This window comes from Pseudomonas sp. CCI3.1, assembly GCF_034313985.1.
Lineage (GTDB): Bacteria > Pseudomonadota > Gammaproteobacteria > Pseudomonadales > Pseudomonadaceae > Aquipseudomonas > Aquipseudomonas psychrophila.
On sequence record NZ_JAVIWO010000001.1, the window covers coordinates 1040601 to 1066940 of the forward strand.

The 26340-nt window shown below is 59.4% G+C and carries 20 protein-coding genes; 8 read left to right on the top strand and 12 right to left on the bottom strand.

The features are described from left to right. Positions 1-9 precede the first annotated feature (9 nt). From RGV06_RS04595 to RGV06_RS04605, 3 genes are read right to left on the bottom strand one after another with little or no spacing between them, the layout of a single operon-like run. Positions 10-1302 (bottom strand): NAD(P)/FAD-dependent oxidoreductase, encoded by a 1293-nt coding sequence (locus RGV06_RS04595; RefSeq protein ID WP_198822413.1) that lies wholly within the window; start codon positions 1300-1302, stop codon positions 10-12. Beyond that, a complete protein-coding gene (locus RGV06_RS04600; protein ID WP_048351662.1) occupies positions 1299-1955 on the bottom strand; it encodes an amino acid ABC transporter permease in 657 nt (218 codons plus the stop codon). The genes RGV06_RS04595 and RGV06_RS04600 overlap by 4 nt, the downstream gene beginning before the upstream one ends. A gap of 59 nt (positions 1956-2014) precedes the next feature. Then, a complete protein-coding gene (locus tag RGV06_RS04605; RefSeq protein WP_046808659.1) occupies positions 2015-2776 on the bottom strand; it encodes an ABC transporter substrate-binding protein in 762 nt (253 codons plus the stop codon). Positions 2777-2946: 170 nt separating this feature from the next. On the opposite strand from RGV06_RS04605, the gene RGV06_RS04610 reads away from it, so the two are divergent. The 3 genes from RGV06_RS04610 to RGV06_RS04620 all read left to right on the top strand — a co-directional run bounded on the left by RGV06_RS04610 (position 2947) and on the right by RGV06_RS04620 (position 7051). Then, entirely contained in the window at positions 2947-3723 is a 777-nt protein-coding gene (locus tag RGV06_RS04610; protein WP_322149488.1) for an IclR family transcriptional regulator, read from the top strand. A gap of 986 nt (positions 3724-4709) precedes the next feature. After that, positions 4710-5438 (top strand): carbonic anhydrase, encoded by a 729-nt coding sequence (locus RGV06_RS04615; RefSeq protein WP_019826465.1) that lies wholly within the window; start codon positions 4710-4712, stop codon positions 5436-5438. A gap of 83 nt (positions 5439-5521) precedes the next feature. After that, on the top strand, positions 5522-7051 hold the full coding sequence (locus RGV06_RS04620; RefSeq protein WP_046808657.1) for a SulP family inorganic anion transporter: 1530 nt from the start codon (positions 5522-5524) through the stop codon (positions 7049-7051). On the opposite strand, the gene RGV06_RS04625 is transcribed toward RGV06_RS04620, so the two are convergent. The 9 genes from RGV06_RS04625 to RGV06_RS04665 all read right to left on the bottom strand — a co-directional run bounded on the left by RGV06_RS04625 (position 7037) and on the right by RGV06_RS04665 (position 19090). Beyond that, positions 7037-8050: an AraC family transcriptional regulator gene (locus RGV06_RS04625; protein WP_048351659.1), complete on the bottom strand. Its 1014-nt coding sequence runs from the start codon at positions 8048-8050 to the stop codon at positions 7037-7039. The two genes, RGV06_RS04620 and RGV06_RS04625, sit on opposite strands and share 15 nt — an antisense overlap. A gap of 81 nt (positions 8051-8131) precedes the next feature. After that, positions 8132-9307 (bottom strand): MFS transporter, encoded by a 1176-nt coding sequence (locus tag RGV06_RS04630; RefSeq protein ID WP_322149489.1) that lies wholly within the window; start codon positions 9305-9307, stop codon positions 8132-8134. Positions 9308-9335: 28 nt separating this feature from the next. Continuing rightward, positions 9336-10373, bottom strand: coding sequence for a Rieske 2Fe-2S domain-containing protein (locus RGV06_RS04635; RefSeq protein ID WP_322149490.1), 1038 nt, complete (start codon positions 10371-10373; stop codon positions 9336-9338). Between the two features lie 232 nt (positions 10374-10605). Next, positions 10606-11439, bottom strand: coding sequence for an SDR family NAD(P)-dependent oxidoreductase (locus RGV06_RS04640; RefSeq protein ID WP_046808653.1), 834 nt, complete (start codon positions 11437-11439; stop codon positions 10606-10608). 16 nt (positions 11440-11455) lie between these two features. Further along, entirely contained in the window at positions 11456-12223 is a 768-nt protein-coding gene (locus RGV06_RS04645) for an SDR family oxidoreductase (protein ID WP_019826476.1), read from the bottom strand. Between the two features lie 93 nt (positions 12224-12316). Beyond that, positions 12317-13561 carry a helix-turn-helix transcriptional regulator gene (locus RGV06_RS04650; protein WP_019826478.1) on the bottom strand — a complete coding sequence of 415 codons (1245 nt, stop codon included), beginning with the start codon at positions 13559-13561 and terminating at the stop codon, positions 12317-12319. Positions 13562-13719: 158 nt separating this feature from the next. Beyond that, the gene (locus RGV06_RS04655) at positions 13720-16146 is read right to left on the bottom strand and encodes an efflux RND transporter permease subunit (protein ID WP_019826479.1); all 2427 of its coding nucleotides are present in this window, start codon (positions 16144-16146) and stop codon (positions 13720-13722) included. Beyond that, complete coding sequence (locus RGV06_RS04660; protein ID WP_322149491.1) at positions 16143-17123, bottom strand: WD40/YVTN/BNR-like repeat-containing protein; 981 nt, start codon at positions 17121-17123, stop codon at positions 16143-16145. The genes RGV06_RS04655 and RGV06_RS04660 overlap by 4 nt, the downstream gene beginning before the upstream one ends. A gap of 611 nt (positions 17124-17734) precedes the next feature. Continuing rightward, entirely contained in the window at positions 17735-19090 is a 1356-nt protein-coding gene (locus RGV06_RS04665; protein ID WP_019826483.1) for an MATE family efflux transporter, read from the bottom strand. A 218-nt stretch (positions 19091-19308) separates the two neighbouring features. Between RGV06_RS04665 and RGV06_RS04670 the strand changes: the two genes are divergently transcribed. From RGV06_RS04670 to RGV06_RS04690, 5 genes are all read left to right on the top strand, one after another. Then, entirely contained in the window at positions 19309-19992 is a 684-nt protein-coding gene (locus tag RGV06_RS04670; protein ID WP_019826485.1) for a response regulator transcription factor, read from the top strand. After that, complete coding sequence (locus tag RGV06_RS04675) at positions 19970-21358, top strand: sensor histidine kinase (protein ID WP_019826487.1); 1389 nt, start codon at positions 19970-19972, stop codon at positions 21356-21358. Before RGV06_RS04670 ends, RGV06_RS04675 begins: the two co-directional genes overlap by 23 nt. An 829-nt stretch (positions 21359-22187) precedes the next feature. Continuing rightward, positions 22188-24062: an extracellular solute-binding protein gene (locus tag RGV06_RS04680; RefSeq protein ID WP_416194552.1), complete on the top strand. Its 1875-nt coding sequence runs from the start codon at positions 22188-22190 to the stop codon at positions 24060-24062. Between the two features lies 1 nt (position 24063). Next, positions 24064-25134: a microcin C ABC transporter permease YejB gene (locus RGV06_RS04685; RefSeq protein ID WP_048351657.1), complete on the top strand. Its 1071-nt coding sequence runs from the start codon at positions 24064-24066 to the stop codon at positions 25132-25134. Continuing rightward, a complete protein-coding gene (locus RGV06_RS04690) occupies positions 25134-26156 on the top strand; it encodes an ABC transporter permease (protein WP_019828401.1) in 1023 nt (340 codons plus the stop codon). The genes RGV06_RS04685 and RGV06_RS04690 overlap by 1 nt, the downstream gene beginning before the upstream one ends. The last annotated feature ends 184 nt before the right edge of the window (positions 26157-26340 follow it).

Sequence of the window (26340 nt, forward strand, 5' to 3'; positions counted from 1 at the left end):
GGCCAGCCGTCACCCATGCAAGGCATCCAGCAACCGGTAGTAGCTGATGCCCGCTGCCACGTACAAACGCTGCAAGCTATGAAAGGGAATTCTGCGAATCGGCGTCACCGGGAACGGGAAGTCATCGCTGGTTCCCAAGATGCGGGCCGCGAGGTGTTTGCCCAGGGTGGTGGACATCGCAATGCCGCGCCCGTTGTAGCCCATCAGGATTGACAGGCCCGGTTGCGGTTCGTGCAGTTGCGGCAGCACGCTGTGGTTGAGTGCCACGCGACCGCTCCAGCGGTACTCAATCGCAACGCCTGCCAACTGCGGGAACACGTTGATCAGCGAGCGCTCCAGATGCGCCCAGTCTTCGTTGCGGCCCGGCTCGGAAAACGGCCCACGGCCACCCAACAGCACTCGCCCTTGAGCATCCTGCTTGAAGTACAGCAACAGGCGCCGTGCATCCGAACACACTTCTCCACCCGGCAAAATCGTTTTGCGCAGTTCCGGCGAGAGCGGTCGAGTCGCGATCATAAAGCTGTTGGCCGCCAGCACGGTTTGCCGCAAACCGGGCCATAAACCATCGGTATAGCCATTGGTGGCCAACACCACCCGCTCGGCCGTCACGGTGTGACCTTGTGCAGTGCTCAGTTGCCACTGCGTACCGATGCGCCGCAAATCGGTCACCCGGCTATCGCTGTGAATCATCGCCCCACGGCCCAACGCCGACCGGGCCAGTCCACGGGCATAATTGAGCGGGTGCAGGCTCCCGGCACGAGGGTCAACCCAGCCGCCCACATAGTTTTGCGTGCCGATGCGCTGGCAAACGGCATTGCCGTCCAGCAACTCAGCAGCCACACCACGCTGCTGCCATTGCCGGGCGCGGTGCTCCAGGGTTTTCATCGTGGCACTGGAGTACGCGGGTTGAATCCAGCCCTTGCGTGTTGCATCGCAGGCGATTCCGTACTCACGAACCAGCGAAAACACTTCGTCAGCCGCCCCGCCGCACGCCTCGATAATCTTTTCACCGCGCGCCGCGCCAAAACGTTCGATCAACTGGTCAGGATCGTATTTGAGCCCGGGAATCACCTGCCCGCCGTTGCGCCCCGAAGCACCCCAGCCAGGCTCTCCTGCATCCAGCACGCACACGCTGACACCCGACTCGGCCAGGCGCAGTGCAGTCACAAGCCCCGTGTACCCGGCGCCGACAATTGCCACGTCCACCCGCTTGTTTTGCGCGAGTGGCTGGGTCATCGCAGCGGTGCGAGCCGTGGCGGACCAGAGCGAAGGCGGCAAGGTGAGTTTCGACGTTGCTTTCATGTACGCCTCCGCAGCGCAAAACGGCCTTCCAGACGACGCAAGCCATAAGACAGCGGCAAACTCATCGACAGATAGAGCAAGGCAACCAGGGTGTAGACCGTCATGTTTTCAAAGGTCGAGGAAGCGATCAGTTGCCCTTGGCGCGTCATCTCGGCCACGGTGATGGTCGACACCAGCGAGGAGTCCTTGAGCATCATTACCAGCGTGTTGCCATAGGGCGGCAAGGCAATGCGAAACGCCTGGGGCAGCACAATGCGGCGCATGATCATCAGGCCACGCATGCCAAAGGATTCGGCGGCCTCGATCTGGCCAATGTCGATGGCCTGAATCCCGGCCCGGAAGTTCTCGGCCTGATAGGCCGAATAGGCAATCCCTAGACCAATCACACCGGCCTGCATGGCGCTGAGCTGGATGCCGAAGTCGGGCAAGACAAAATAGATGTAGAACAGTTGCACGATGATCGGCAACCCGCGAATCACATTGACCACGCCAATGGCGAACAATGCGATGGCGCGGATTTTTGAAACCATCATCAGCGCGAACATCAGGCCAATCACTGAACTGAGCAGGAACGAACCCGCCGTGACCTGCACAGTGACCACTGCCCCTTTGAGCAGAATAGGAAGAAAGTCCAACGCGTCCTGGAGAAACATAAACTACCTGCACACCGCTACAAGAAGTGGCCCACCGCAGAGCGGGGGCCACAGAATCATCAGTTCAGCTTCCACTTCTCGATGATGCGCTGCAGCGAGCCGTCAGCCTTGATGGCTGCAATGCCCTTGTTGACCTGTGCCAGTTTCTCGGCGTCGCCCTGACGCATGACCAGGCACACATCACCCATCACTACCGGCACATAGGTGCTCGACAGTTTCACATCCGGGTTTTTACCCTGGGCCAACTGGTAGGCGATGATCGGGCGATCGCCGAAAGCAGCCTTGATGCGACCCAGTTTCAGGTCACGCATCAGGTCAGGAATAGAGTCGTAGCTGCGCACTTCCTTGAAGCCGCCGTGCTTGTTCAGGGCGTCGAGGAATACCGTGCCCACTTGAGCACCGACCACTTCACCGGCCAGGTCATCCATGGTCTTGTATTCTTTGGGATCGTCAGTCTGGACGATCAGGCCTTCGCCATAGCTGAAAATCGGATCGGAATACTGCACAACCTTTTCACGCTCAGGGGTTTTGAGCATGGCGGCGGAGATCAGGTCAATTTTGTTGGTGGTCAGCGAAGGGATCAGCGCGGCAAACGTGGTTTGCTGGATCTCGGTGTCAAACCCCCCTGCTTTGCCGACGGCTTCAGCGGCGTCGACCATCATGCCCTGGATTTTTCCGCTCTTGATATCGAGGAAGGTGAACGGGATACCTGTCGCCGTTGCACCGACTTTATAGACAGGCTCTGCAACAGCACTGGCTGATCCAATCAGTCCGGCTGCCATTGCGCATACAAGCGTCAGTACTTGAAAAGGTTTGTGCATAGCGAATCTCCCTGTGGTCGCTTTTATTGTTGCGGGGCAGCATTTAACACCCTTGCACCCTCTGGTACAAAATGCCGCCATCGACTATAACCAATTTACTTAAATCGTAAAGAGATTTATAAATATCGCATATCGATATTCATGACTCTAAAAAAAGCCAAGGATGCGCCATGAGCGATAGCAACAACCCTCTTTTCAACCAGTCACTGGAAAAGGGCCTGGCCGTACTTCGCGGCTTCGGGGCAGCGCGGCGCACCATGACTCTGGCGGATATCGCGCAGGTTGCGGGCATCAGCAAAAGCTCGGCCCAGCGCATGGTGCATACCCTTGAAGAACTCGGCTATGTGCGTAAGCACCCGCAAAGCCGACGCTTCCAGTTAACGCCCAAGGTTATGGAAATCGGCTACAACTATTTAGCCGCCGACATATTGGTCGATGTCGCAAACCTCTACCTCGCCGAGCTCAACCAGCTCACGGGCGAGACGGTCAACCTGACGGAGCCGGACGGCCTGGACATGGTCTATGTCTCGCGTTTTGTGGCACCCAAATTTATCCCGATCCACATGCCCATCGGCAGTCGAATCCCGATGTATTGCACCGGGGGCGGTCGAGCCTATCTGAGTGGCCTGGGGGATGACGAAATTCGCCGTGTGCTGCAAGACAGCACGCTGGCTGAGCTGACCCGCTACACCCTGACTGATGCCACCGCCATTTTTGAGCGTGTGATCACCAGCCGCAATCAGGGCTATGCCACCAACAAGGAAGAAATGTTCCTGGGCGATATGACCATTGCCGCACCGATATTCAACAGCAACGGCCTGCCGGTTGCGGCCGTGCATGTGGTAGTGCCGAGCAGTCGCTGGAGCATGGAAGAAGCCGAAGATAAATTGGCCTCGACCGTTATCCAGTGTGCCCGTGGGATCAGCAATTCGATCAGAACCTTGTAGCGGTCCCCGGTGGGAGCTAGCCTGCTCGCGATGCAGCCGGACGTAGCCTCGCACAGCTCGTCAACTGCTACGTATTCCTTGTAGATGCTCTGTTGCCAACCGGCCTGTTTAGAGAAATGTGCTTCGCTAAACAGGTCGGCCTGTAGGCCGCCTCGGCGGGCCGTTGATCTTGTTTTTGCACTGGTTTTTGATCTGCCTGCCCTTCGGGAGGCCGTACGCGGGGGCGAAAGCGCTTTGGTTACTTTGCCGCTTTTGCAAAGTGACTCGCTGTAAGAGCGAAACCATCATTTCAGTTAACTGCGGATGCCGGATATGTACCCCGTGTGCCCGTTGTTTTGCGAAGCGCCCGCACCTATGTCGAGTACATATCCATTCGATGTGTCACGGTTCTCTACGGGTTCCGCCCTTACGGCGGGTCACTTTTTCCAGACGCCGAAAAATTAACCAAAAAGGCTTGCCCTACCATTCGGCCGCCTCGCCCAGGCTCGGTGGTTCCCTCACTCCTGCACTGTCATGGGGGCACGCCGCGACGGGCCATCCATGGCCCATCGCGGCTGGCGCGGCGTCCTGCCGCGCCACCCCCATAACAGCACCTGCGTTCGGCCTTCTGTCATGGGCATTCGCGTCGTCTGGACATTCGTATGGCTCCAGCAAAAGCAAAAAGCATCGCAGACGACACTGAACCCTACGAAAAACGGTTTAGCGCCAACATACAAGTAGCCACCGAAGGAACGAGGCTGCGTCAGGTTTGATGCGCCACTGCGACGTAGCAGTCGTGGAATCGGTGATCGTGGTCGCCCTGAATCACCACAGCCGCTGTCGTTGCATGGCAACAAAACCCCCTCCCACAATAGGTAGCATCCTCATATAAAGCCCGTGCTAGAGCAGTCAATTAAGGTTCAGTTAAGTTTCGGGCGCTAACGTGACCGACGAGTCACAAATGACTCGCATTAGCTTTTCCCCTGCTCTACCACAGAGGATGAACGATGGATATCAAGGTCACACAGCGCTCGGCTGCAGCTACTGCCCCTCCTGAAACGGAACAGGCTGGCGCAGCACTGCAGCTCATTGTTGAAGGTTTTCTGCACTTCCATCGTGAGGTCTTTCCACAACAGAAAGACCTGTTCAAAAAACTGGCCACCGCTCAACGCCCAAGGGCAATGTTTATCGCTTGCGCCGATTCTCGAATCGTCCCCGAATTGATTACCCAAAGCGCTCCTGGCGATTTGTTCGTCACCCGTAACGTCGGCAACGTCGTACCGCCTTATGGCGAGATGAATGGCGGGGTCAGCACGGCGATCGAATACGCCAACCTGGCACTGGGCGTACAGCACATCATCGTCTGTGGGCACTCAGACTGTGGTGCCATGCGCGCAGTACTTAACCCGCAAAGCCTTGAGAAAATGCCCACGGTCAAAGCCTGGCTGCGCCATGCCGAAGTGGCCAAAAGCATGGTTCAGGAAAACTGTTCCTGCGCCAATGAAGCTGAAAGCATGCACGTGCTCACCGAAGAAAACGTGATTGCTCAGTTGCAGCACTTGCGTACCCATCCCTCAGTCGCTTCGCGCATGGCCAGCGGCCAGTTGTTTATCCATGGTTGGGTCTACAACATCGAAACCAGCCAAATCAAAGCCTACGACGCAGAGTCTGGCAGTTTCCTGCCATTGGACAATCTCCAGACAATCCCTTGCGCGACACCTAAAGCGCGCTTCTAAACCTGTCCCAATGAGGTAGCAGTGGCGGCCAGGCATGACGCCAGGCCTTGCCACGCCCCAAGCCCCCCCCAGGGAGAATCATCATGCGTGCTGCGCAATTAAAAGCAGTCCTGCCACGGGAGCTTTTGGCCTCTGTGGTTGTGTTTCTGGTCGCCCTGCCTTTGTGCATGGGCATCGCGATCGCCTCCGGGATGCCACCGGCCAAAGGCTTGATCACCGGCATTATCGGTGGCCTGGTCGTAGGCTGGCTGGCGGGATCGCCGCTACAAGTCAGTGGCCCGGCAGCCGGTCTGGCCGTGCTGGTCTTTGAAGTGGTGCGCCAGCATGGTATGGCCATGCTGGGGCCGATCCTGCTCCTGGCAGGATTTTTACAACTGGTGGCCGGACGTTTGCGCTTGGGCTGCTGGTTCCGTGTTACCGCCCCGGCAGTGGTCTACGGCATGCTTGCCGGGATCGGGGTGCTGATTGTGCTGTCGCAAATACATGTGATGCTCGACGGCGCGCCAAAGCCCTCAGGCCTCGATAACCTTGCAGGCTTCCCGCAGGCGGTGGCGCAAGCCATTCCAACCCTTGGCTGGCAGGCTGGCCTGCTGGGCCTGGCAACCATTGTGGTGATGTGGTCGTGGGATAAGCTGCGCCCGCAAAAATTGCGTTTCGTCCCCGGCGCCCTGCTCGGTGTGGGCCTGACCACGGCGGTCAGCCTGGTCATGGCCTTGCAGGTCAAGCGCGTCGAAGTCCCGGAAAACCTGGCGGATGCCATCGACTGGTTGCGCCCGGCCGATTTGCTGAGCTTTGCCGATCCCAATCTGTTGATCGCGGCGTTTGCGGTAGCCTTTATTGCCAGCGCAGAAACCTTGCTGTCCGCAGCGGCCGTTGACCGCATGCACAACGGCCAACGTTCCGACTTTGACAAGGAGCTGACGGCCCAAGGGGTCGGCAACATGCTCTGTGGTGTGGTGGGTGCGCTGCCAATGACCGGCGTGATCGTGCGCAGTTCGGCCAACGTTCAGGCAGGTGCCACCACGCGGCTTTCGGCAATGTTCCATGGCCTTTGGCTGCTGGCTTTTGTGCTATTGCTGTCCAGCGTGCTGCAAAGCATTCCGGTGGCGAGCCTGGCGGGCGTACTGGTGTATACCGGCATCAAGCTGGTAGACATCAAGGCTTTTCGCGGCCTGGCGCGCTATGGCCGCATCCCGATGCTGACCTATGCGGCGACCGCCCTCTCAATCATCTTCACGGACTTACTGACCGGTGTACTGCTGGGTTTCGGCCTGACCCTGGCCAATCTGGCCTGGAAGGCAGCACGCCTGAAAATCAGCCTGATTGATCTGCCCCAAAACGGCGAAATGGAGTTGCGGCTCAATGGCTCGGCGACCTTTCTCAAAGTACCGGCATTGACTCAAGTGCTGGCTCGCGTACCGGCAGGTAGCATCGTGCATGTGCCCCTCAATAACCTGAGCTATATCGATCACTCCTGCCTGGAGTTGTTTGAAGAATGGGGGCGGGCCAATGCCGCCAAGGGTTCGAAGCTGATCATTGAACCTCAGGGGTTGAAGCGACGCCTGGAAGGCCGACTGCGCACCACCCGTGGCCTGGGTTCAGCCACCGCCTAAAATCAAACCCCGGTAATGCCCGGGATTGGTTCCCGACCATTTGCGAAAGGCTTTGTAAAACGAGCTGGTGTCGGCAAAGCCCAAGCGCAGGGCGATGTCGGCATAGCTATGGTCGGGTTCGGCCAGCCAGCCAATTGCCAGTTCCTTGCGCACGCCGTCCTTTATCCCCTGGAAGGTTTGCCCTTCTTCCGCCAACCGACGGCGCAGGGTCGATGCCGACATGCACAGGCTTTGCGCCATCCCCGGGGTTTCAGGCCACTGCACGGCAGGCAGTTGGCGCAAGTCCTGTTTGATCTGGCTGGCCAGGCTCTCAGGATCCCGGTATTTGACCAGAATATTGGCAGGCGCTTCGGCCAGAAAACGCTTCAGCTCCTGAGCGTTGCGCTTGATCGGTGCATCCAGGCAGTCGGCGGCAAAAATCATCCGCGTGCGTGGCCGCTCAAAGCGCAGATTCTCGGAGAACATCACCTCGTAGTCTTCGCAATAGTCGGGCGCTGCACAGCGCAACTCAATGGCCAGAATCGGTATTCGCCGCCCGGCCAGCCAGCAGGCAATACCGTGCACGATCATCCAGTAGGTGAAGTAGGTAAAACCACGGTTCGCCGGTTGCTCAGGCTCCTGCAAGACGATTTCCGCCAGGCTTTGCTGGCGCACTAATTGCGCCGGCAAACGCTCAAGCATCAAGGACAGGAAACCCAGCACCACCTCCAGCCCCTGCGCCAGGGTGGGCTGAGCCATGGCCGTGCGGCACATGAACTCCAGGCTGCCAGACCGCAGCTTGCGCGGATCCATGGCAAAAAACTCGTCATCCAGACGTCGCGCCAACAGACGCCACATCCGCGCATAAACCATCGCAGGTACCCGGGCATCCGGCTCGTTGAGCAACTGCGGGGCAATGCCGACCTTGTGCAGCACTTCATCCGTGGCACTACCTGGCGCACAGCTCTGCAGCAGCGCCTCTCGCACCAGATGAATGGAGATGGTGTCCTTGTTCAACATTGGCCGTGTTCCAAGCCCGATGACGTGTCGTTGACGGCCATCTTAAGCAGCACGGATCAAAAAGCCAGCAGTACCTTAGGCTTATACGGGCAACGCCAGCGGCGGTGATGACAGGCGTCTGGCCAATAGCCCGGCAAAGGCCACCACCGGCACCACAGCCGTGGCCAGTGCCAGCCACAGCAGTCCGGCAAAACCGTCTGCCACCAGTTGTCCCGCCAGCGCTGGCCCCACCATTGAGCTCAAGGCAAACGCGGCAGGAATCAGCATGATCGAGCGACCGCTCGGATCGAGCCGGGCCACGGCGGCGGTCTGGTAGATGCACCCCCAGCAGAAACCCACTTCCCAGATCCAGGCACCCAGGGCATACATCACAAATCCCTGGGCATAGGCCAACAGCAACAAGCCCGTACCGATGACAGCCAGCACCAGCAGATGCGGCCAGCGCGAACCGAGGCGATCGCCAACCAGCGCCAGGGTCAGGGCCGCCCCACCGCCCAGCAGTTTAAGCACCGCAAAAACCACGCCCATCTGCGCCGGGGCCACGTCCAGCCCGTGCCCGAGACGTTCAAGAAACGCCCATAGACCAATCTGTCCGGCACCAAATACGAAAAAAAACCCCAGCGCCCAATAGGCGGGCACCGGGAAGCGAAAACGCCCTTGAAGGGAGCTGTCTTTAGCCAAATCTGCATGCACCGCGAAGTCACTGCGCCGAGGCAACGCGAAGGCGCTCAGGCTCAGTAACAGAATCATTGCCGCCAGCACCAGCGCGCCACCGGCGTAGTGAAAATTGCTGATCACCAGCGATGGCAGCACAAACAACACCAACGCCACCAACCCCAGCTCAATCCCCTGACGCATACCGAACGCCCGCTCCTTGTTGGGCATCTCGGCCATTATTCGCAACCCGAGACACGTCATGAGCGCGGCAAAAAAACCGATCAGGGCCCACAACGGCAACTGTGCAGGCGCCGGCAGTTGTGATGATGCCAGCAACGCCAGTGCCGCACCCAACGCACAACCAAAGGTCAGGGCGCGCCAGTTGCAGCGGTCAATAAAGCCCACCGCTACCAGCGTTCCTGCAAGATAGCCAGTGAAGCAAACAGAGCCGAGCAAACCGATTTGCGTCGGTGCGAAACCGAAACTGTCCGCCAGTGAGCCCAGCAAAATAGGCAGCGTATTGAAGGGCAAGCCGCCAATGGTTGAGGCCAGGCTCGCAGCCAACATAAAAGTCAGGGTTTTACGTTGGTTCAGCAACATTGGCAGTACCCTTCGTTCAAGCAATCAATCAGCGGTTATCAACGGTGGTGAATTCACGGCGCTCGGCCATACTCGCCGGCACACCGGCTTCGTCCGTAAAGAACTGCTGATACCACTCGCGCAGTTGATACACAGGGCCATCACCTTCAGCCAATACCGGATTGTTGACCCGAACCTTGTGGGTCCAGATATCAACGTCCTGATAGAAGGAATCCCGGTTACGTTGCACGTAATCCACCGCCAGCGCTTCGTTCTGCTCCTCTGTCCAGCCCGGTACTTTTTTGACCATACAGCCAAAACGCAGCTCAAAGCTGTTGGGTCCGATCGGCACGTGGCAGTTAAGAAGGATGGACTTGATTTCCAGCCCTTCGAACACCGCGCGCATGCGGGTCAGGTGAGTCGCAGGGCCGTAATAGGCCGACTCTGCCACCAGATCACCCCCCAGGCGCTCAGAGTCGCCATGGAAGATCTGTTGAGCGATATGCCCTTCAAATACGTTATGGAAATACTTGGTCGGTGTGCCATGCACCGGGCCGAAATGCTGGGCATCCACCAGGTTGTCGACCAGTTCGCGGGGGTTGGTGTTGATGATCAGCTTGTCCATGTGCCAGCTGTGCAGCCACTCATCGCTGTCCATTTCGGGCAGATGGGGAATCACCACGTCTTCGGCAGGCGGCTTGCCTTCGGGGTTGTTCCACACGAACAGCAGCTTGTTCACTTCACAGGTCTGCCAGGCACGGGTTTTGGCCTTTGGCGGTATGCGTTTGCAGTACGGGATCTCGACACACTTGCCGCTGGCATCGTACTGCCAGTGGTGGAAGGGGCAAACCACGCGGTCATTCTCGATCGTGCCCTGGGACAGGTCGGCGCCCATATGCGGACAATGGGCGTCCAGCACGCTGATCTCGCCCTTGGACGTGGCAAACGCCAGCAGTCGCGAGCCAAACACATTCAGGGTATGCAGCTTGCCATCACGGAACTCATCCGCTTCGCCCAGACAATGCCAACCACGGCCAAAGCGCGGCGACAAAGCGTTCTCGACGTGAATTTCAGCGAGTTTAGTCATTTTTATTATTCCTCAGGTTAAGGGCCAGGGCGCTTTACTGAGAGATCTTCACCGAGGTGAGAAACAGGCTCATCGTTCAGATGGACTAGAACACAGAGGTGTTGTAGTCGCTGCCGAGGCACGAGGCTGCGATAAGGGCCGCAGGACCTTCAAAAAACCGGGGCCGCTGCGCAGCCCATCGCAGCCTCGTGCCTCGACAGCGACTACAGGATTTGAGTGTTCAAAATCCTTGTTAACGCCAATCCTCAACAATCCCGTGTTCCCGGGCAAACGGCTGGCATTGAATGGTCTTGCGCTGATGATCGACTGCAGCCTCATTGGTTGCCAGCCACAGCATCACCGCTGCCGGCACCTCGGGCGGTGCAGAGCCTGCACGCAAGGCAATCACGCCCTTGTCACCGATGGTGGCGCGCAAGGCATCGGTGGTCACCACGCCCGGGTTCAGGGTGTAGGCGCGAATCCCCTGATCGCCGAACTCCACCGACAAAATCCCCGACAGCCGCGACACCGCAGCCTTGCCCGCACCATAGGCATAACCCCAGCCGCCCTTGCCTGCCGCCACCGGCGGATCGGTTTCACCCGCTCCGGAGGTGACATTGATCACTACCCCGCCGCCCTGCTCCAGCATCTGGCTGACCACGGCCCGGGTCAGCAGGAACGGGGTCATCATGTAGCCTTGAAACACCCGCTCCAGGGTCTCTGGCTGCAACTCCATAAAGGGCGCGTTCAGATCGCTGCCCTGATAAATCGCGTTATTGACCAGTACATCCACCCGGCCATATTCCGCAAACACCGCCTGACTGGCCGCAAGCACCGACTCACTGTCGAGCAGGTCCATGCGCACCACCAAGGCCTTGCGGCCCAGTTCGCGAATGGCTGCGGCGGTTGCGTTCAAACTGCCGGGCAACGCCGTGCCGTCAGGGTTGCGCAAACCGTGGGTGTGGTTTTCACCTTCTTCCAGGCTGCGGGCGCTGATGGCCAGATCAAAACCTGCACGGGCAAACGCCAACGCTGTTTCACGACCAATACCGCGACTGGCGCCCGTAATAAATGCCACTTTGTTCATAAGGACTCCTTTAAGGTCAGAAGCGCTGCGCACGCACCATTGCGTCCATACCACCATCGACGAACACTACGCTGCCGGTCACAAAACTGGCCTGGCTCGATTGCAGAAAAGCAACCACCCGGGCGATTTCTTCAGGCGTACCCGCACGGCCCAATGGCGCCACAAATTCACGCACCGCCTTGCCGAACCGCTCATCTTCCTTGGCTGCCTGGTGCAGCGGGGTTTCTACTGCGCCCGGCGCAACCACGTTCAGGCGAATACCTTGCGCCGCCCACTGCACCGACTTGCGCCGCGCTTCACAGGTCACCGCGTACTTGGAGCTGGCATAGGCGATGTGGGGCTGGCCCAGTGCATTGGCCAACTCCAGCGCCAGGGTCTCGTCACCGCCCAGCAAGGCTGCGACCATCGGTTGTTGATCCGCGCCGGGCTGGGTGGCGGCCACCGAGCCAATGACCAGCGCGGCCGGGTGTTGCCCCTTGGCCAGCGCATCGGCCAGGCCATCAAGCAATTCGCTGACGCCAAAGTAGTTCACCGCCAGCACCAGGCTGCTGGAAGACGCCGTCACCCCGAGCCCGGCGCAACACACCAGGCCGTCGAGCACACCGCCCGACTGTTCAAGCACCTGCGCCACGGCGGCCTCGCGCCCGGCACGGGTGGACAGGTCGGCGACCACCTCGGCATTGGCCCGGTCAATCCCGATAATGCGGTGCCCCGCAGCCCGTAATACCGCGCACACGGCGGCGCCGATCCCGGAAGCGGAACCACTGACAGCTGTAACTGGCATAAGACTTTCCTTGATGATTCAGGCGCTGGTTGGCCTGACTGAAGGGCAACTGGCAGTGGCGCTCAATCGCTACTGCCAGCCTGTATTCATTCCTTAAGCGCTTTTGCGAACGGGTCGCGCCAACTGGGGTGCTGGCACCACCACGGACTCAGCCGCTCGCAAGGCGCACTTGGGCTTTCCCAAGGCGACCACGCTGTTCAGCAAAATCCTTACCAGTTCGGTCTGACGGCGCACCCCCGTCTTGGAGAAGATCGAACGCAGGTGCGCCCGTGCGGTGTTGCGTCTGATATTCAGGTTTTCGGCGGCTTCTTCCAGTGACAAGCCGTTCGCCAACTCCATCGCCAGCGCCGTTTCGGCTTTAGTCAGGTTGAACAGCTGCTTGGTCACCACTTCACTGGCCAGCGACTTGCCGACCGAATCACGGATATAGATCACCGCCGCAGGCTTGCTTTTGCCTTCCGCCCATTCGAGCGAAGGAATCGCCTCGACCACCAGGCCCAGGCTGACCTGCCCCGATGGCCGAGTAACGGACATTGCATCGGCCGTCACCCCGCCGTCGCGCACTTCCTGGCTAAAGGCGTGCTTGACCAGACGCTGCAGCTCACGGTTATCGCTGGGGTAAGTGGCCTCCAGCCGACCGCCCACCAGTTTCAAGCCATCAGCATTCTTGAGGATTTCTTCAGCAACCGGGTTAAGGCGCAGTACCTTGCCGGTTTCGTCGAGCACGATGGTGGCCACGGACAGGCGGCTGATGGCCTGCGCGTAAAGTTCGCTCATGGACTCGCTGCGATCGAGCAGGTTGTGCAGGTGCAGGGCCCGGCGCAGATGCGGCAAGAAACTGCTGCACAATGCTCGCTCGGCACTGGAGAATTTGGGAGACGTTTTGGGGCGGGTAAGACGAAAGCGCAGCTTGCCGCCGTCGGGAGTCGAAATATCGGCGCCCATCACATGATAGACATCCTGCTTGGCACAGTAGGCTTTGAAATACGGCGACTGCACCCACTCGGACTCGCTCATCAGGTCCTCAACCGTAAACACCTGATCAAGCGCCTGCCCGGCGAACGGAGTGTTGGCTTGCGGGTAGGTCTGATACGTCAACTCACCCTCGCCTTCGATATCACCAGCCACAATCATCAAGCCCAGATCGGGCTGATCCGGCACCCGCAGAATCAGGGTCGCGTAGTTGGCCTTGAACATGCTGCGAACGGCACACAAGGTACGACCCATCACTTTCGGGTCCAGCGCACCGTCGTAGAAGTTACCGACCATTTGATCGTAATCGGCCAGTTCGAGCCCCAGACTGGCCAGGGTTTGGTGGTTCAGGGTCACTGTATCCACGGACGTATCCTCGCATTGGGTCAGGTTCAAGACCTGCCCTTTTTATTGTTCTTATTACTAGCGGTTGTCTCTGCGCAGCCACTGCAACCGCAGCTGCGCAAAAACGCCTCAGTGTCTCTTTATGTTCACCGTCATACAAGCCCGGCAAGCTGTCTGTTTCAGCGGTTTGAAGCGTCCTTGGCGGCAACGCTCTGCTTGAGCGGGTAATGCCCTGCAGGTACGTCCCGGACGTGGGTTTTAACCCTGACCAACGGGCGACCCAAATTGAACCAGGCGGCCAGCGCTGGCAGCAGAAAGATGGCTCCGAGCACGTTGACCAGGAACATGAAGGACAGCAGCACGCCCATGTCAGCCTGGAACTTCAACGGTGCAAAAGCCCAGGTACAGACCCCGATGGACATGGTCAAAGCGGTAAACACCGCCGCCGTTCCGCGTTGGCACATGGCCTGGTAAAACGCGTTGCGCAGGTCTTTGCCGTCGGCCATCTCATGGGCAATACGCTCGTAAAGATAGATCCCGTAATCGACCCCGACCCCCACACCCAACGCCATCACCGGCAGCGTGGCAACCTTCAGGCCGATGCCCAGGGTGGCCATCAAGGCGTTGCACAGAATGGCGACAATCGCCAATGGCACCAGAATGCACAGCACTGCCCGCAATGAGCCGAAGGTCAGCCAGCAGAACAGCGCCACCGAACCGAACAGGGCTGCCAGCATCACCACCTCGGCCTGTTTGACCGCTTCGTTGGACGCAGCCATCACGCCCACGTTGCCGCCCGCCATCAGAAACTCCACATTCGGCCCTTGCAAACCGGCAATGATGCGCTGGGTTTCGTCGACCACATGACTCACCGTCGCCCCCTCGTGGTCGGTGAGGAACACCAGGATCTGCATCCGCTGGCAGCCTTCGGTCACCAATCCGTCGTCCGGCATATACGCCCGGGAGCCCTGACTCAAACCACGTTCGGAACCCGGGATCGCCGACCAGCGCGGGTTGCCTTCGTTATTCCCGGCAATCACGGTTTTGCCCATGCCCGCCACACTCTGTACCGACTGCACGCCCTCGACGCTACGGATCTGAAAGTCGAACGACTCGATCGCGCGCATCACTTGAGGCGCCAGGCAACCCTCTTCAATGCCTTTGACCCGCACAAACACCGACATCACATCCAGTCCGATGGAATAGCTGTTGATGATCTTCTGGTTGTCCTGGTTGTAGCGCGAGTCTGCCCGCAGTTCCGGCGCGCCGACGCCAATATCGCCCACCGCCAGGTCCCGGGCCTTCCAGGCGCCCACGCCGAGCAGCAACAGGCTGACCACGAACACGGCCAGCGCCGGTTTCGGCTCGGCCAGTGCCGACAGGCGCCACCACAATGCGTGCTTGCCCTGAACCTTGAGGCCTTGAGCCAAAGCGCTCGGTTCGAGTTTCAAGTACGACAGGATGATCGGCAGCATCAGCTTGTTGGTGATGATCATCAGCATCACACCAATACAGGCGGTCACACCCAGTTCATGCACAATGGGAATGTCGATCAGCATGATCACGCCAAAGCCCAGGGCGTTCATCAGCAAGGCCAGGGAGCCCGGAATGAATATCTTGCAAAAGGCCCCCTGCGCCGCCTGCACCGAAGAGCTGCCGCCCAGCACGTCCTGTTTCCAGGCATTGGTCATCTGCACGGCATGGGACACGCCAATCGAGAAAATCAAAAACGGCACCAGAATCGACATCGGGTCGATCCCGAGCCCCAGCAAAGGCAGCAGCCCCAGCAGCCAGACGACCGGCAGCAGCGCCACAGCCAGAGCGACAATCGTCAGGCGCCATGAGCGTGAATACACCCACAGCATCAGGGCCGTAATGACAAAGGCAATCACAAAGAAGCCGATCACCGTGGTCAGCCCTTCGACCACATCCCCTACCAACTTGGCAAAGCCGACGATATTGATTTCGATGTCATCGTTGCTGTATTTGGCGCGGATATCCTCAAGCCGTTGGGCCACCTCTGCATACGACACCGACTTGCCGGTTTGCGGGTCCATATCCTGCAAGTCGGCGCGCACCATCGACGAAGTCAGGTCATTGGCCACCAGGCGTCCGATCTGCCCCGACCGGGCAACGTTATTGCGCACCTGGGACAGATCTTCGCCCGAGCCGATAAAGCGCGGCGGCACGACCACATCGCCAAAAAAGCCGTCTTCGGTGATTTCGATGTACCGCACATTGGCAGTAAACAACGAGGTCACACTGGCGCGGCTGACACCATTGATGAAGAACACGTCATCCGTGACCTTGCTCAAGGTATCGAGGTACTGGCGGTTATAGATATCGCCCTCGCCCTTCCACTTCACGCTGACCAGAAAGCGGTTGGCGCCGGTGAAGTACTGGCTGAAGTTGAGGAAGTTGACCATGAACGCATTGCGCACCGGGATCTGCTTGTTAAAACCCGGATCCAGCTGGGTGTGCGTGGCGCTGTAACCCAGGGCCAGCGTCAGCAATACAAACAGCGCCAGCAAGCTTTTGCGCCATTTGATCAACAGATCGGCAACGTGCTCGACCGCGCGATTTACTGCACTTTTTTCGCTACTCACTGGGCACCTCCGAGCGCAGCAACGCCGTCATCGGCCCCCTGAAACACACCGCGCTCCCCCCCCACCAGCAAGCGCTGGGCGCCGATCAATACAGCTGAAGTCAACGTACCCAGCCCTGGCAGGCGTGTGGCACTGACCAGACGACCATTGCCGTCCAGGCGAACCACAGAACTGCCCGCACCCACAATCAGCAGACCGCCGCCATTGGGCAAGAGTGCATGCCCGTAGAGCGGCAACTGATTGCCCACCTTCACAGGTTCCCAGGTCTGGCCAAAGTTCTGGCTGACGAACACATGCCCGCGCATGCCGTAAGTGACCCAACGGTCGGGGGTCAGGCGCACCACACCGAACAATGAGCCGTTGTAGAACGGTTCCAGTTTCTTCCAGCTGAGGCCTGCGTCGTCACTGCGCAACACCAGCCCCTGCTCACCCACCACCATCCGCCGACCATCGGCACCGCCGTCCATGCCATTGAGGTGAGCACTGTCCACCTCCAGCGGCTGGGCTTGCCAGGTGCGACCGTCATCATCGGACTGGTAAAACTTGCCAAAGCTGCCGAACGCCAGCACGCGATTACCGCCAGCACTCCAGACACCCAGCAAAGGCTCGGCGATGTCGCCATCAAAGCGGACCTCGGACCAGTTTGAGCCTTCATCTTCGGAGCGCAGGATCCAGCCATCATGACCCACCGCCAGCAGGCTCTTGTCTTCAAGGGCTACCAGGGCGGTGAGGGTCAGATCACGTTGTGGCTTGACCGCGGCGGCCTTCCAGGACTGCCCCTGATCATCGCTGAGCAAAATATTGCCGCGCTCACCCACCGCTACCACACGCTTGTCGAGGTACAGCATGCCGTTGATTTGCAGGCGGTCAGGCCGCAACTGAGCAGAAGCGACGGTCGATGCAGGGCGGGGGGAGAAGGTAAACGCGATGGTTGCAGCGACAATCAGGCAAACCAGATAGCCGATCATTGAGCGCATGGTTGATGCCTCGCTGCACGATTCAGTTGCTGGGCAGAGTTCATGCAGCCAGTCCTCTTTTTTATTATCTTGGATGCTCTGGATTGCTCCTCGCAGAGGTATCCAGAACCTGGCTTCGATCATCGGACTGGTCAGTCACAGACACATCGTCCAAATGGCCTAGCCCGGATGGAGGGGGGGATAGTTAAAACGCTTGTCGCCGCTGACGAGGAACGAAGGCTGCGGTGGGGGCGGTGAGGTGTTTGCTGTGATGCCTTAGCGCACCGCTCGACAGCGGCTACAGACTCACGCTTACCCCCCCCCGCCGTAGCAGTTGACGAGTAGAACGAGGCTACGTTCGATCGCGAAGCGGTCTCAAAACCGGTACACGCGGTGTGCCTGATTAACCGTGAAAGCCGACTTCACGACTGCTACGCAGCCGGACGCAGCCTCGTGCTACTCGTCAGCTGCTACGGGTCGTGAGTACAACCCACCAACCAGGTCGGACGCCACGGGGTGCAATGCTTTTGATCTGACCGCACCTGCGCGGGGGACTCCTGAGCGAAGCGAATGCCGGATATGTACCCGGTACACCCGTTATCTCCCGAAAACCCAAACGCAGCATCACACACTCAAACCAGTCGCTGAATCTGCTTATGCCGCCACACAAACCGGTAATACGCGGCTTGCAACCCCAGCATGGCGATATAGGTCACAGGGAACGCCATCCACACCCCTTCGAGACCAAAGTGCGCATTGAGTGCATAAGCCACCGGCAACTCGATGCACAACACGCAGAAAATCGTGATCCCCATAGGCACCAACACCACCCCGCTGGCTCGCATGATCCCGCCAATCACCGCCTGGAAACCAAACACCAGAACGCTCCACAGCATGATATGCAGCAGGTGCTCAGCCCGGACCCGTGCGTCAACGTCAGTAATAAACAGCCCCAGCAACCAGTGGGAAAGCACATAGCCCAGCACAATCAGGAAACCGGTCAGGCACAGGTTGATCAGCAGCCCGGTGCGCAGGATGGGCCCGATGCGCTCAATGCGCCCGGCGCCAATGGCCTGGGCGCCAAGGATCGAGGCGGTGATTGCAATCGACAACGCCGGAAACTGCACGTAGTTGACGATCTGGGTCACGGCCCCGTAGGCCGCGGTCGCCTGGGAGCCGTGACTGTTGACCAGCGCCAGAATCACCAGCTCCGACAGTGACAACACCACCATCTGCACGCCCGTCGGCAGGCCGATGCGCAACACCTTGCCCAGAATTTCCCGGTTCAGGCGCAGTGCAAGCCAGAGCTCGCGATCTGGTGCCATCACATGGTTTTTGTGGCGCAGGCGCAGCACCAAAAACAGCATGGCCAGCACGTTGCCCACCAGCCCCGCATAGGCAGCACTTTGAATACCCATGGGTGGCAGACCGGTCCAGCCCAGGATCAGCGCCGGGGTCAACAGTAAACCCACCGCCGTTGAGACCATCAGTGCCAGCAATGGCGAAACCGTATCACTGACCCCGCGCAGAATTTGCGTGAACAAAATAAATACCAGCAGCAATGGCATGATCAACATCATCACCCGGGCATAACCGACGGCCTCTTCCAGCACGTCAACCGGCGTGCCCAGCGCCTGCAAGGCGGGGCGCGCCAACAGGCTGCCCAGCACCGCAGCAAGCAGCCCGATCAGCGCCCCAAGGGTCAAGGTGGCCCCGGTGATCTGCTTGACCATCGTGGTTTCCCGCGCGCCCCAGGCCTGGCCGATCAGCACCGAAGCCCCCGCCCCCAGACCAATGACCAGCGCGATAAAAAAGAACACGATGGGAAACATCCCCGATACCGCGGCCAGCGCCTGAGTACCCAGCAGTTGCCCGACATAAATCCCGTTCAGGGTACCGGAGAAGCTCTGAAGGAAGTTGGACAGCACCATGGGCGCGAGAAAGATCAGGTAGATCCGCCACAGCGGCTGTTGCGAAGGGGTTTGCATGAACACAGCGCCTGAAAAAATGAACAACGGGAGTTATACCGCAAATGTATCCAGATATTCCTGAAGAGCAGGATCAACGACCCGGCTTGAGGGTCTCATCAGGGGCATTTGGACTACGCTTTCTGACGACTTGCTGAACATGAAGAAATATTCAGAAACGTTTCAGCTTTTTGCGGGCAAAATGTGCTCAACGCTGAAAGAGCCCATCAGGTGACGGTATGACCCGTATTTTGACCATTGAAGACGATGCCGTAACGGCGAAAGAAATCGTGGCTGAATTGACCAGCCACGGCCTTGAGGTCGATTGGGTAGCCAATGGTCGCGAAGGTTTGGTGCGCGCAGTCAGTGGTGACTACGACCTGATCACACTGGACCGCATGCTCCCCGAACTGGATGGCCTGGCGATTGTGACCACCCTGCGCACCATTGGCGTGAGTACACCGATTCTGATGATCAGCGCCCTGTCCGATGTCGACGAGCGTGTACGCGGCCTTCGCGCAGGGGGTGATGACTACCTGACCAAACCTTTTGCCAGCGACGAAATGGCGGCCCGGGTTGAAGTCCTGTTGCGGCGCAAAAGCCCGGTCGACAAATACGAAACGTCATTGCGCGTCGCGGACCTTGAACTCAACCTGATCACCCGTGAGGCCAGTCGCTGCGAACAACAGCTGAGCCTGCTGCCCACCGAGTACAAGTTGCTGGAGTTCCTGATGCGCAACACCGGGCAAATCCTCTCGCGCATGATGATTTTCGAAGAGGTCTGGGGCTATCACTTCGACCCTGGCACCAACCTGATCGACGTGCATATCGGTCGCCTGCGCAAAAAAATCGATCCTGCGGGCCAGGTGCCTCTGATTCGCACTGTCCGAGGCTCGGGTTATGTCATTGCCGAACCCCTCTAAGGGCTGGCGTTCTTCCAGCAGCCGACTGCTGGCGCTGTACAGTTTTCTGTTCGTAGCCTGGAGCTGCATCCTGATGGGGGTGCTTTATTACGAGGTGTCGGATTACCTGGGCAATCTGGCCAAGCACTCGCTCATGCAACGCCAGCATTTGTTTGCCCGCTTTGAAGGCGAACAACTGGACGAAGCGCTTGCCACCAGCATGACCTTCGACATGCGCGCAGTGGATGCCTATGGCCTGTTCGATGCCCACCACAAGCCCCTGAGTGGCCCCATTCGATCACTCCCTGCGGGTTTGCCGCTGGATGGCCAGATCCATGCCCTGAGCACCTGCATCGACTCTGACAACCCCGACCTGCCCCAGGACAGTTGCGATGCCATCGCCACACAGACCAACGACGGCCGCTGGCTGGTACTGGTACGCGACAACGGTTCGCTGTTTGCCGTCACCCGGATCATTTTGCACGCGCTGCTCTGGGGCTTGTCGCTGACCATCATCCCGGGCATTGCCGGTTGGCATTTGCTGCGCCGACGCCCCTTGCAACGCATTCGGGCGATTCAGGCCAGTGCCGAAGCGATTATCGCGGGGGATTTAACCTGCCGCCTGCCGTTGTCCAATCGACGTGACGAGCTGGACATGCTGGCCGCCATCGTCAACGCCATGCTCGATCGCATCGAACTGTTGATGCACGAGGTCAAAGGGGTGTGCGACAACATTGCCCACGACCTGCGTACCCCCCTCACCCGCTTGCGGGCCCAGCTGTACCGGATGCGCCAGCATGCTGTCGAGGGCTCCGCCGAGGCGCTGCAACTGGACGAAGTGATCGGCGAAACCGACACCTTGATGGCACGTTTTCGCGGATTGCTGCGCATATCCGAGCTGGAAGACCATCAACGACGCTCGGGCTTCCTGCAGCTCGATCCGCTGCCCTTGCTGCAGGAGCTGTACGATTTTTACCTGCCTCTGGCTGAAGAAGGCCAGGTCACCCTGATTCTCGACACGGAGCCGACATTGCCCAGCCTGACGGGCGATCGCGCATTGCTGTTTGAGGCACTGGCCAATCTGCTGAGCAATTCGATCAAATTCACCCCCCCCGGCGGCGAAGTGACCCTGCGAGCCACAGACGATAACGGGAGCCCGCGCATTGAAGTGCTAGACACAGGCCCCGGGATCCCCGAGGCCGAGCGGGAGGCAGTGTTCAAGCGTTTTTACCGCTGCGATGACACGCACGGCGGTTTTGGCCTGGGCCTGTCCATCGTAGCCGCCATCGTCAACCTGCACGGCTTTAGCCTGGACGTCAGCAACCGCGAAAGCGGCGGCGCGTGGTTGACCCTGCACTGTCGACAAAGGCTGATTAACCCCGGGTAATCCTTTATTTAATTAGCAATAGTGTGGGAGCCAGCTTGCTCGCGAAGGCAGCACCGCGATCGTTCGGATAAACCGCATCGCCTGCATCGCGAGCAGGCTCGCTCCCACAGTAACCCCTGCAAGCTCAACTCTTCAGGGCGCCAAAGTTGAAGTGGGAGCGAGCCCGCTCGCGAAGGCAGCACCGCGATGGTTCGGATAAACTGCATCGCCTGCATCGCGAGCAGGCTCGCTCCCACAGTAACCCCTGCAAGCTCAACTCTTCAGGGCGCCAAAGTTGAAGTGGGAGCGAGCCCGCTCGCGAAGGCAGCACCGCGATCGTTCGGATAAACCACATCGCCTGCATCGCGAGCAGGCTCGCTCCCACAGTAACCCCTGCAAGCTCAACTCTTCAGGGCGCCAAAGTTGAAGTGGGAGCGAGCCCGCTCGCGAAGGCATCACCGCGATCATTCGGATAAACCGCGTCGCCTGCATCGCGAGCAGGCTCGCTCCCACAATAATCCCTGCAAACTCAACTCTTCAGGGCGCCAAAGTTGAAGTGGGAGCGAGCCCGCTCGCGAAGGCAGCACCCCGATCGTTCGGATAAACTGCGTCGCCTGCATCGCGAGCAGGCTCGCTCCCACAGTAACCCCTGCAAGCTCAACTCTTCAGGGCGCCAAAGTTGAAGTGGGAGCCAGCTTGCTCGCGAAGGCAGCACCGCGATCGTTCGGATAAACCGCATCGCCTGCATCGCGAGCAGGCTCGCTCCCACAAAAACACCGCTCGTTTAAATGAACAGCATTGGCTGTGCGGGTGTGGGGGTTTTCAACGCGCGGCACAAGGATCTCCCGGCATGCCTTTACGATTCCTGCCCCTGCTCCGCTCCATGCTGGCGCCCGTACTGGCCTGCATGTGCCTGAACGTAAGTGCAGCACCCAGCGAGGCCATGACCGTCTATGGCGAAGCGCCCAAATACCCGGCCAGCTTCCAGCACTTCGACTTTGTAAATCCGAACGCCCCCAAAGGCGGCTCCCTGAGCCGGGCGGCCATGGAAATCGGCCAGTTCAACTACATCACGCCCTACGTCGATCAAGGCACCGGGGTCGCTCAAGTAAACGACTGGGTCTACTCGCCACTGGCCTTTCGTTCACTGGATGAGCCCTACACCGTATACGGCCTTGTAGCGCAAAAAATGGAGCGCGACCCCGAAGGACTGTGGGTACGGTTTTACTTGGACCCCAAGGCACGTTTCGCAGACGACACACCGATCACCGCCCGGGACGTCGCCTACACCTACAACCTGCTGATGACCAAGGGCAGCCTGGGCTTTCGCATGCTCTATGGCGAGGTCAAGGGCATGGAGGTCGAAGGCCCGCTGCAAGTGCGCTTCGACTTCAAGAGCAACCAGAACCGAACCTTGGCGCTGGATCTGGCGAGCATGCGCATCCTGCCGCAACACTGGTGGGAAACCCGTGACTTCAGCAACGGTGGCGGTTTTGAGCCCCCTTTGGGCAGCGGCCCGTATTCGGTGTCCCAGGTCGATCCTGGGCGCAGCATCAGCTTTGAGCGCAACAAACACTGGTGGGCCAGGGACTTGCCGGTCAGCAAGGGGCTTTACAACTTTGACCGCCTGACCGTGAATTTTTACGGTGACACGGACGTGGCCCGCGAACTGCTCAAGGGTGGAGCCTTCGATTACAACCGCGAATTCTCGGCCACCGGGTTCAGCATCGGCTACGACAGCCCCAAGCTGACCGATGGCCGCCTGCAAAAAGGGGTATTCGCCAAGCAAAAGCCGGGGGCGGCACAGGGCTTTGCCTTCAACCTGCAAAATCCGTTTTTCCAGGACCGCCGGGTACGCCAGGCGCTCAGCCTGTTATGGGATTTTGAATGGACCAACAAGCAGATGATGCGCAGTTTTTATGTGCGCCAGCAGAGCTACTTCCCGAAAAGCGAAATGGCTGCCACTGCCCTGCCCGACGCCCGCGAACGGGAGATCCTTGAACCCCTGCGCGGCAAGGTTCCAGATGAGGTGTTCACGCAGGTCTACCAGGCGCCGAAAACCGATGGCAGCGGTTACATCCGCGACAAGCAACTGCAAGCCCTGGCGCTGCTCAAGGAGGCGGGCTGGAGCGCGAAAAACAACACCTTGGTCAATGCACAGGGCGAGCCGCTGAGCTTCACATTCCTCGATGGACAGGGCGGATTCGACCGCATGATCCTGCCGTACAAACGGACCCTGGCGCAGATCGGGATCAACATGGAAATCCGCAAGATAGACTCGGCGCAATACGTCAACCGGCTCAATGCCCGTGACTACGACATGATCGTGGTGGGCTTTCCGCGCAGCGGCGACCCCATTGTCTCCCCGGGCCGGGAGCTTTACGACATGTATGGCTCGCGCAGCGCCACCCAGCCCGGTGCCTCCAACGCCTTCGTGCTGCGCGACCCGGCAGTGGACACGCTGCTCGACGGATTGGTACAAGCCAACACCCGTGACGAAATGGTGCATTACGCCCGCGCCCTCGATCGCGTCCTGCAGTGGGGCTATTACATGATTCCCAACTATTACTCGGTGGGCACCCCGACCGTGTACCAGAACCGCTTCGCCCGTCCGGCGCTGGAGCCCAAGTATGACGAGGGGCTGAACACCTGGTGGGAAGTCAGCAAAACCGCACAAACCAACGCCGCCATGAACGCTACGGGCACAGCGTCGGAGGGGCATTGAAATGCTGCATTACATCAGTCGACGCTTACTGCTGATCATCCCCACCCTGCTGTGCATTCTGGTGGTCAACTTTATGATCGTGCAGGCCGCCCCCGGTGGTCCGGTGGAGCAGGCCATTGCCCGCTTGCAGGGCTTTAGCAGCACTGCCGTCGCCGGTGGAGCCCGTGACATGGCAGGCGGCACCGGCCTTGCCAGCCGTAGCAGCCGGGGCCTGGACCCGGCGCTTGTCGAAGAAATCACCCGGCACTACGGCTTCGACAAACCCATGCACGAGCGGTTATGGCTGATGCTCAAGAACTACGCGCAACTGGACTTCGGCAACAGTTTCTTTCGAGGCGCCAAGGTTACAGACCTGATCCTGCAAAAACTGCCGGTGACTATTTCACTGGGGCTGTGGGCGACGCTGATTACTTACCTGATCTCGATCCCGCTGGGCATACGCAAGGCCATCCACCACGGCAGCGCGTTCGATGTGTGGACCAGCACCGCGATCATCATCGGCTACGCCATGCCAGCGTTTCTGTTTGCCATTTTGTTGATTGTGGTATTTGCCGGTGGTAGCTACGTGAGCTGGTTTCCGGTGCAAGGGATGGTCTCGGAGAACTTCGACAGCCTGGGCTTTTTTGCCAGAATCGGTGATTACCTGTGGCACATGGTGCTGCCGGTCTCGGCGTTGGTGATCGGCGGTTTTGCCACCCTGACCATTCTTACCAAAAACAGCTTTCTCAATGAAATCAGCCGCCAGTACGTGGTCACGGCACGGGCCAAGGGCCTGACCGAGCGGCGGGTGCTGTACGGTCACGTCATGCGCAACGCCATGCTGCTGGTGGTCGCAGGGATTCCCCAGGCCCTGATCGAAGTGTTCTTTGCCGGCTCACTGTTGATTGAGACCATCTTCAACCTCGACGGCATCGGGCGCATGAGCTACGAAGCGGCCGTTTCGCGGGACTACCCGGTGGTGTTCGGCACGCTGTTTCTGTTTACCCTTTTTGGCCTGCTGATCAAGCTGATCGGCGATCTTTGCTACACGCTCCTCGATCCCCGCATCGACTTCTCGGGGAGGGAAGTTTGATGCTCAATCTTTCCCCCTTGGGCCGTCGGCGTCTTGCCCGTTTCAAGGCCAACCGCCGTGGCTGGTGGTCGCTGTGGATTTTTATCGCGCTGTTCGTCCTGTGCCTGTGCGGCGAGCTGATCGCCAATGACAAACCGCTGGCCATTCACTTCAAGGACCGCTGGTACTTCCCGGTGGTGTCCAGCTACGTTGAAACCGAGTTTGGCGGCGAGCTGCCCTTCGAGCCCGACTACAGAAGCGATTACGTGCGCAAGCTGATTACCGATCAGGATGGCTGGATGCTCTTCGCGCCGATCCCGTTCAGCTTCGACACGGTCAATTACGACCTTCAGGAACCCGCCCCGAGCCCGCCCAGCAGTCAAAACTGGCTGGGCACCGACGATCAGGCACGGGATGTACTGGCGCGGGTGATTTTCGGTGCCCGGATTTCGATTCTGTTCGCCTTGATCCTGACTGCCATCAGCGTAGTGGTGGGCATCAGCGCCGGTGCCCTGCAAGGGTATTACGGCGGGCTGGTGGACTTGCTCGGCCAGCGCCTGCAAGAGGTGTGGTCAGGGCTGCCGGTGCTGTACCTGCTGATCATCCTGTCAGGCTTTGTGGCGCCCAGCTTCTGGTGGTTACTGGGGATCATGGCGCTGTTCAGCTGGCTGGCGCTGGTGGACGTGGTGCGCGCCGAGTTCATGCGCGGGCGCAACCTGGAATACGTCAAGGCTGCGCGGGCACTGGGCCTCAGCGATATGGAACTGATGCGACGGCACATCCTGCCCAACGCCATGACCTCCACCCTCACCTACCTGCCCTTTATAGTGACCGGCGCGATTGCCACCCTCACCGCCCTGGATTTTCTGGGGTTTGGCATGCCGCCGGGCACCGCGTCCCTGGGTGAACTGATCGGCCAGGCCAAGCGCAACCTGCAAGCTCCCTGGCTGGGCCTGACTGCGTTCTGTGCCCTGGCGCTGATTCTGTCGCTGTTGGTGTTCATCGGCGAAGCCTGCCGTGATGCTTTTGATCCACGGGCGTGAACCTGGGCGCAGCCTCGCACACCGTTGCGTAGCAGTTGACGAGTAGAACGAGGCTACGTTTGAGAGAGTGCGCCACTGCGACGCAGCGGCGCAGCGGTCGTAAAACCGGTACGCATGGCATATCTGATAAACCGTGGAAGCAGACGAGAACATATCCATTCGATGTGTCACGACTTTCTACGGG

Bases quoted from the DNA above. Each gene is read 5' to 3' on its own strand.
- RGV06_RS04690 (WP_019828401.1), top strand. From the start codon at position 25,134: ATGCTCAATCTTTCCCCCTTGGGCCGTCGGCGTCTTGCCCGTTTCAAG.
- RGV06_RS04595 (WP_198822413.1), bottom strand. From the start codon at position 1,302: ATGAAAGCAACGTCGAAACTCACCTTGCCGCCTTCGCTCTGGTCCGCC.
- RGV06_RS04640 (WP_046808653.1), bottom strand. From the start codon at position 11,439: ATGAACAAAGTGGCATTTATTACGGGCGCCAGTCGCGGTATTGGTCGT.
- RGV06_RS04620 (WP_046808657.1), top strand. From the start codon at position 5,522: ATGCGTGCTGCGCAATTAAAAGCAGTCCTGCCACGGGAGCTTTTGGCC.
- RGV06_RS04625 (WP_048351659.1), bottom strand. From the start codon at position 8,050: ATGTTGAACAAGGACACCATCTCCATTCATCTGGTGCGAGAGGCGCTG.
- RGV06_RS04605 (WP_046808659.1), bottom strand. From the start codon at position 2,776: ATGCACAAACCTTTTCAAGTACTGACGCTTGTATGCGCAATGGCAGCC.
- RGV06_RS04675 (WP_019826487.1), top strand. From the start codon at position 19,970: ATGTCATTGCCGAACCCCTCTAAGGGCTGGCGTTCTTCCAGCAGCCGA.
- RGV06_RS04645 (WP_019826476.1), bottom strand. From the start codon at position 12,223: ATGCCAGTTACAGCTGTCAGTGGTTCCGCTTCCGGGATCGGCGCCGCC.
- RGV06_RS04660 (WP_322149491.1), bottom strand. From the start codon at position 17,123: ATGCGCTCAATGATCGGCTATCTGGTTTGCCTGATTGTCGCTGCAACC.
- RGV06_RS04610 (WP_322149488.1), top strand. From the start codon at position 2,947: ATGAGCGATAGCAACAACCCTCTTTTCAACCAGTCACTGGAAAAGGGC.
- RGV06_RS04615 (WP_019826465.1), top strand. From the start codon at position 4,710: ATGGATATCAAGGTCACACAGCGCTCGGCTGCAGCTACTGCCCCTCCT.
- RGV06_RS04685 (WP_048351657.1), top strand. From the start codon at position 24,064: ATGCTGCATTACATCAGTCGACGCTTACTGCTGATCATCCCCACCCTG.
- RGV06_RS04630 (WP_322149489.1), bottom strand. From the start codon at position 9,307: ATGTTGCTGAACCAACGTAAAACCCTGACTTTTATGTTGGCTGCGAGC.
- RGV06_RS04680 (WP_416194552.1), top strand. From the start codon at position 22,188: ATGCCTTTACGATTCCTGCCCCTGCTCCGCTCCATGCTGGCGCCCGTA.
- RGV06_RS04600 (WP_048351662.1), bottom strand. From the start codon at position 1,955: ATGTTTCTCCAGGACGCGTTGGACTTTCTTCCTATTCTGCTCAAAGGG.
- RGV06_RS04665 (WP_019826483.1), bottom strand. From the start codon at position 19,090: ATGCAAACCCCTTCGCAACAGCCGCTGTGGCGGATCTACCTGATCTTT.
- RGV06_RS04670 (WP_019826485.1), top strand. From the start codon at position 19,309: ATGACCCGTATTTTGACCATTGAAGACGATGCCGTAACGGCGAAAGAA.
- RGV06_RS04635 (WP_322149490.1), bottom strand. From the start codon at position 10,373: ATGACTAAACTCGCTGAAATTCACGTCGAGAACGCTTTGTCGCCGCGC.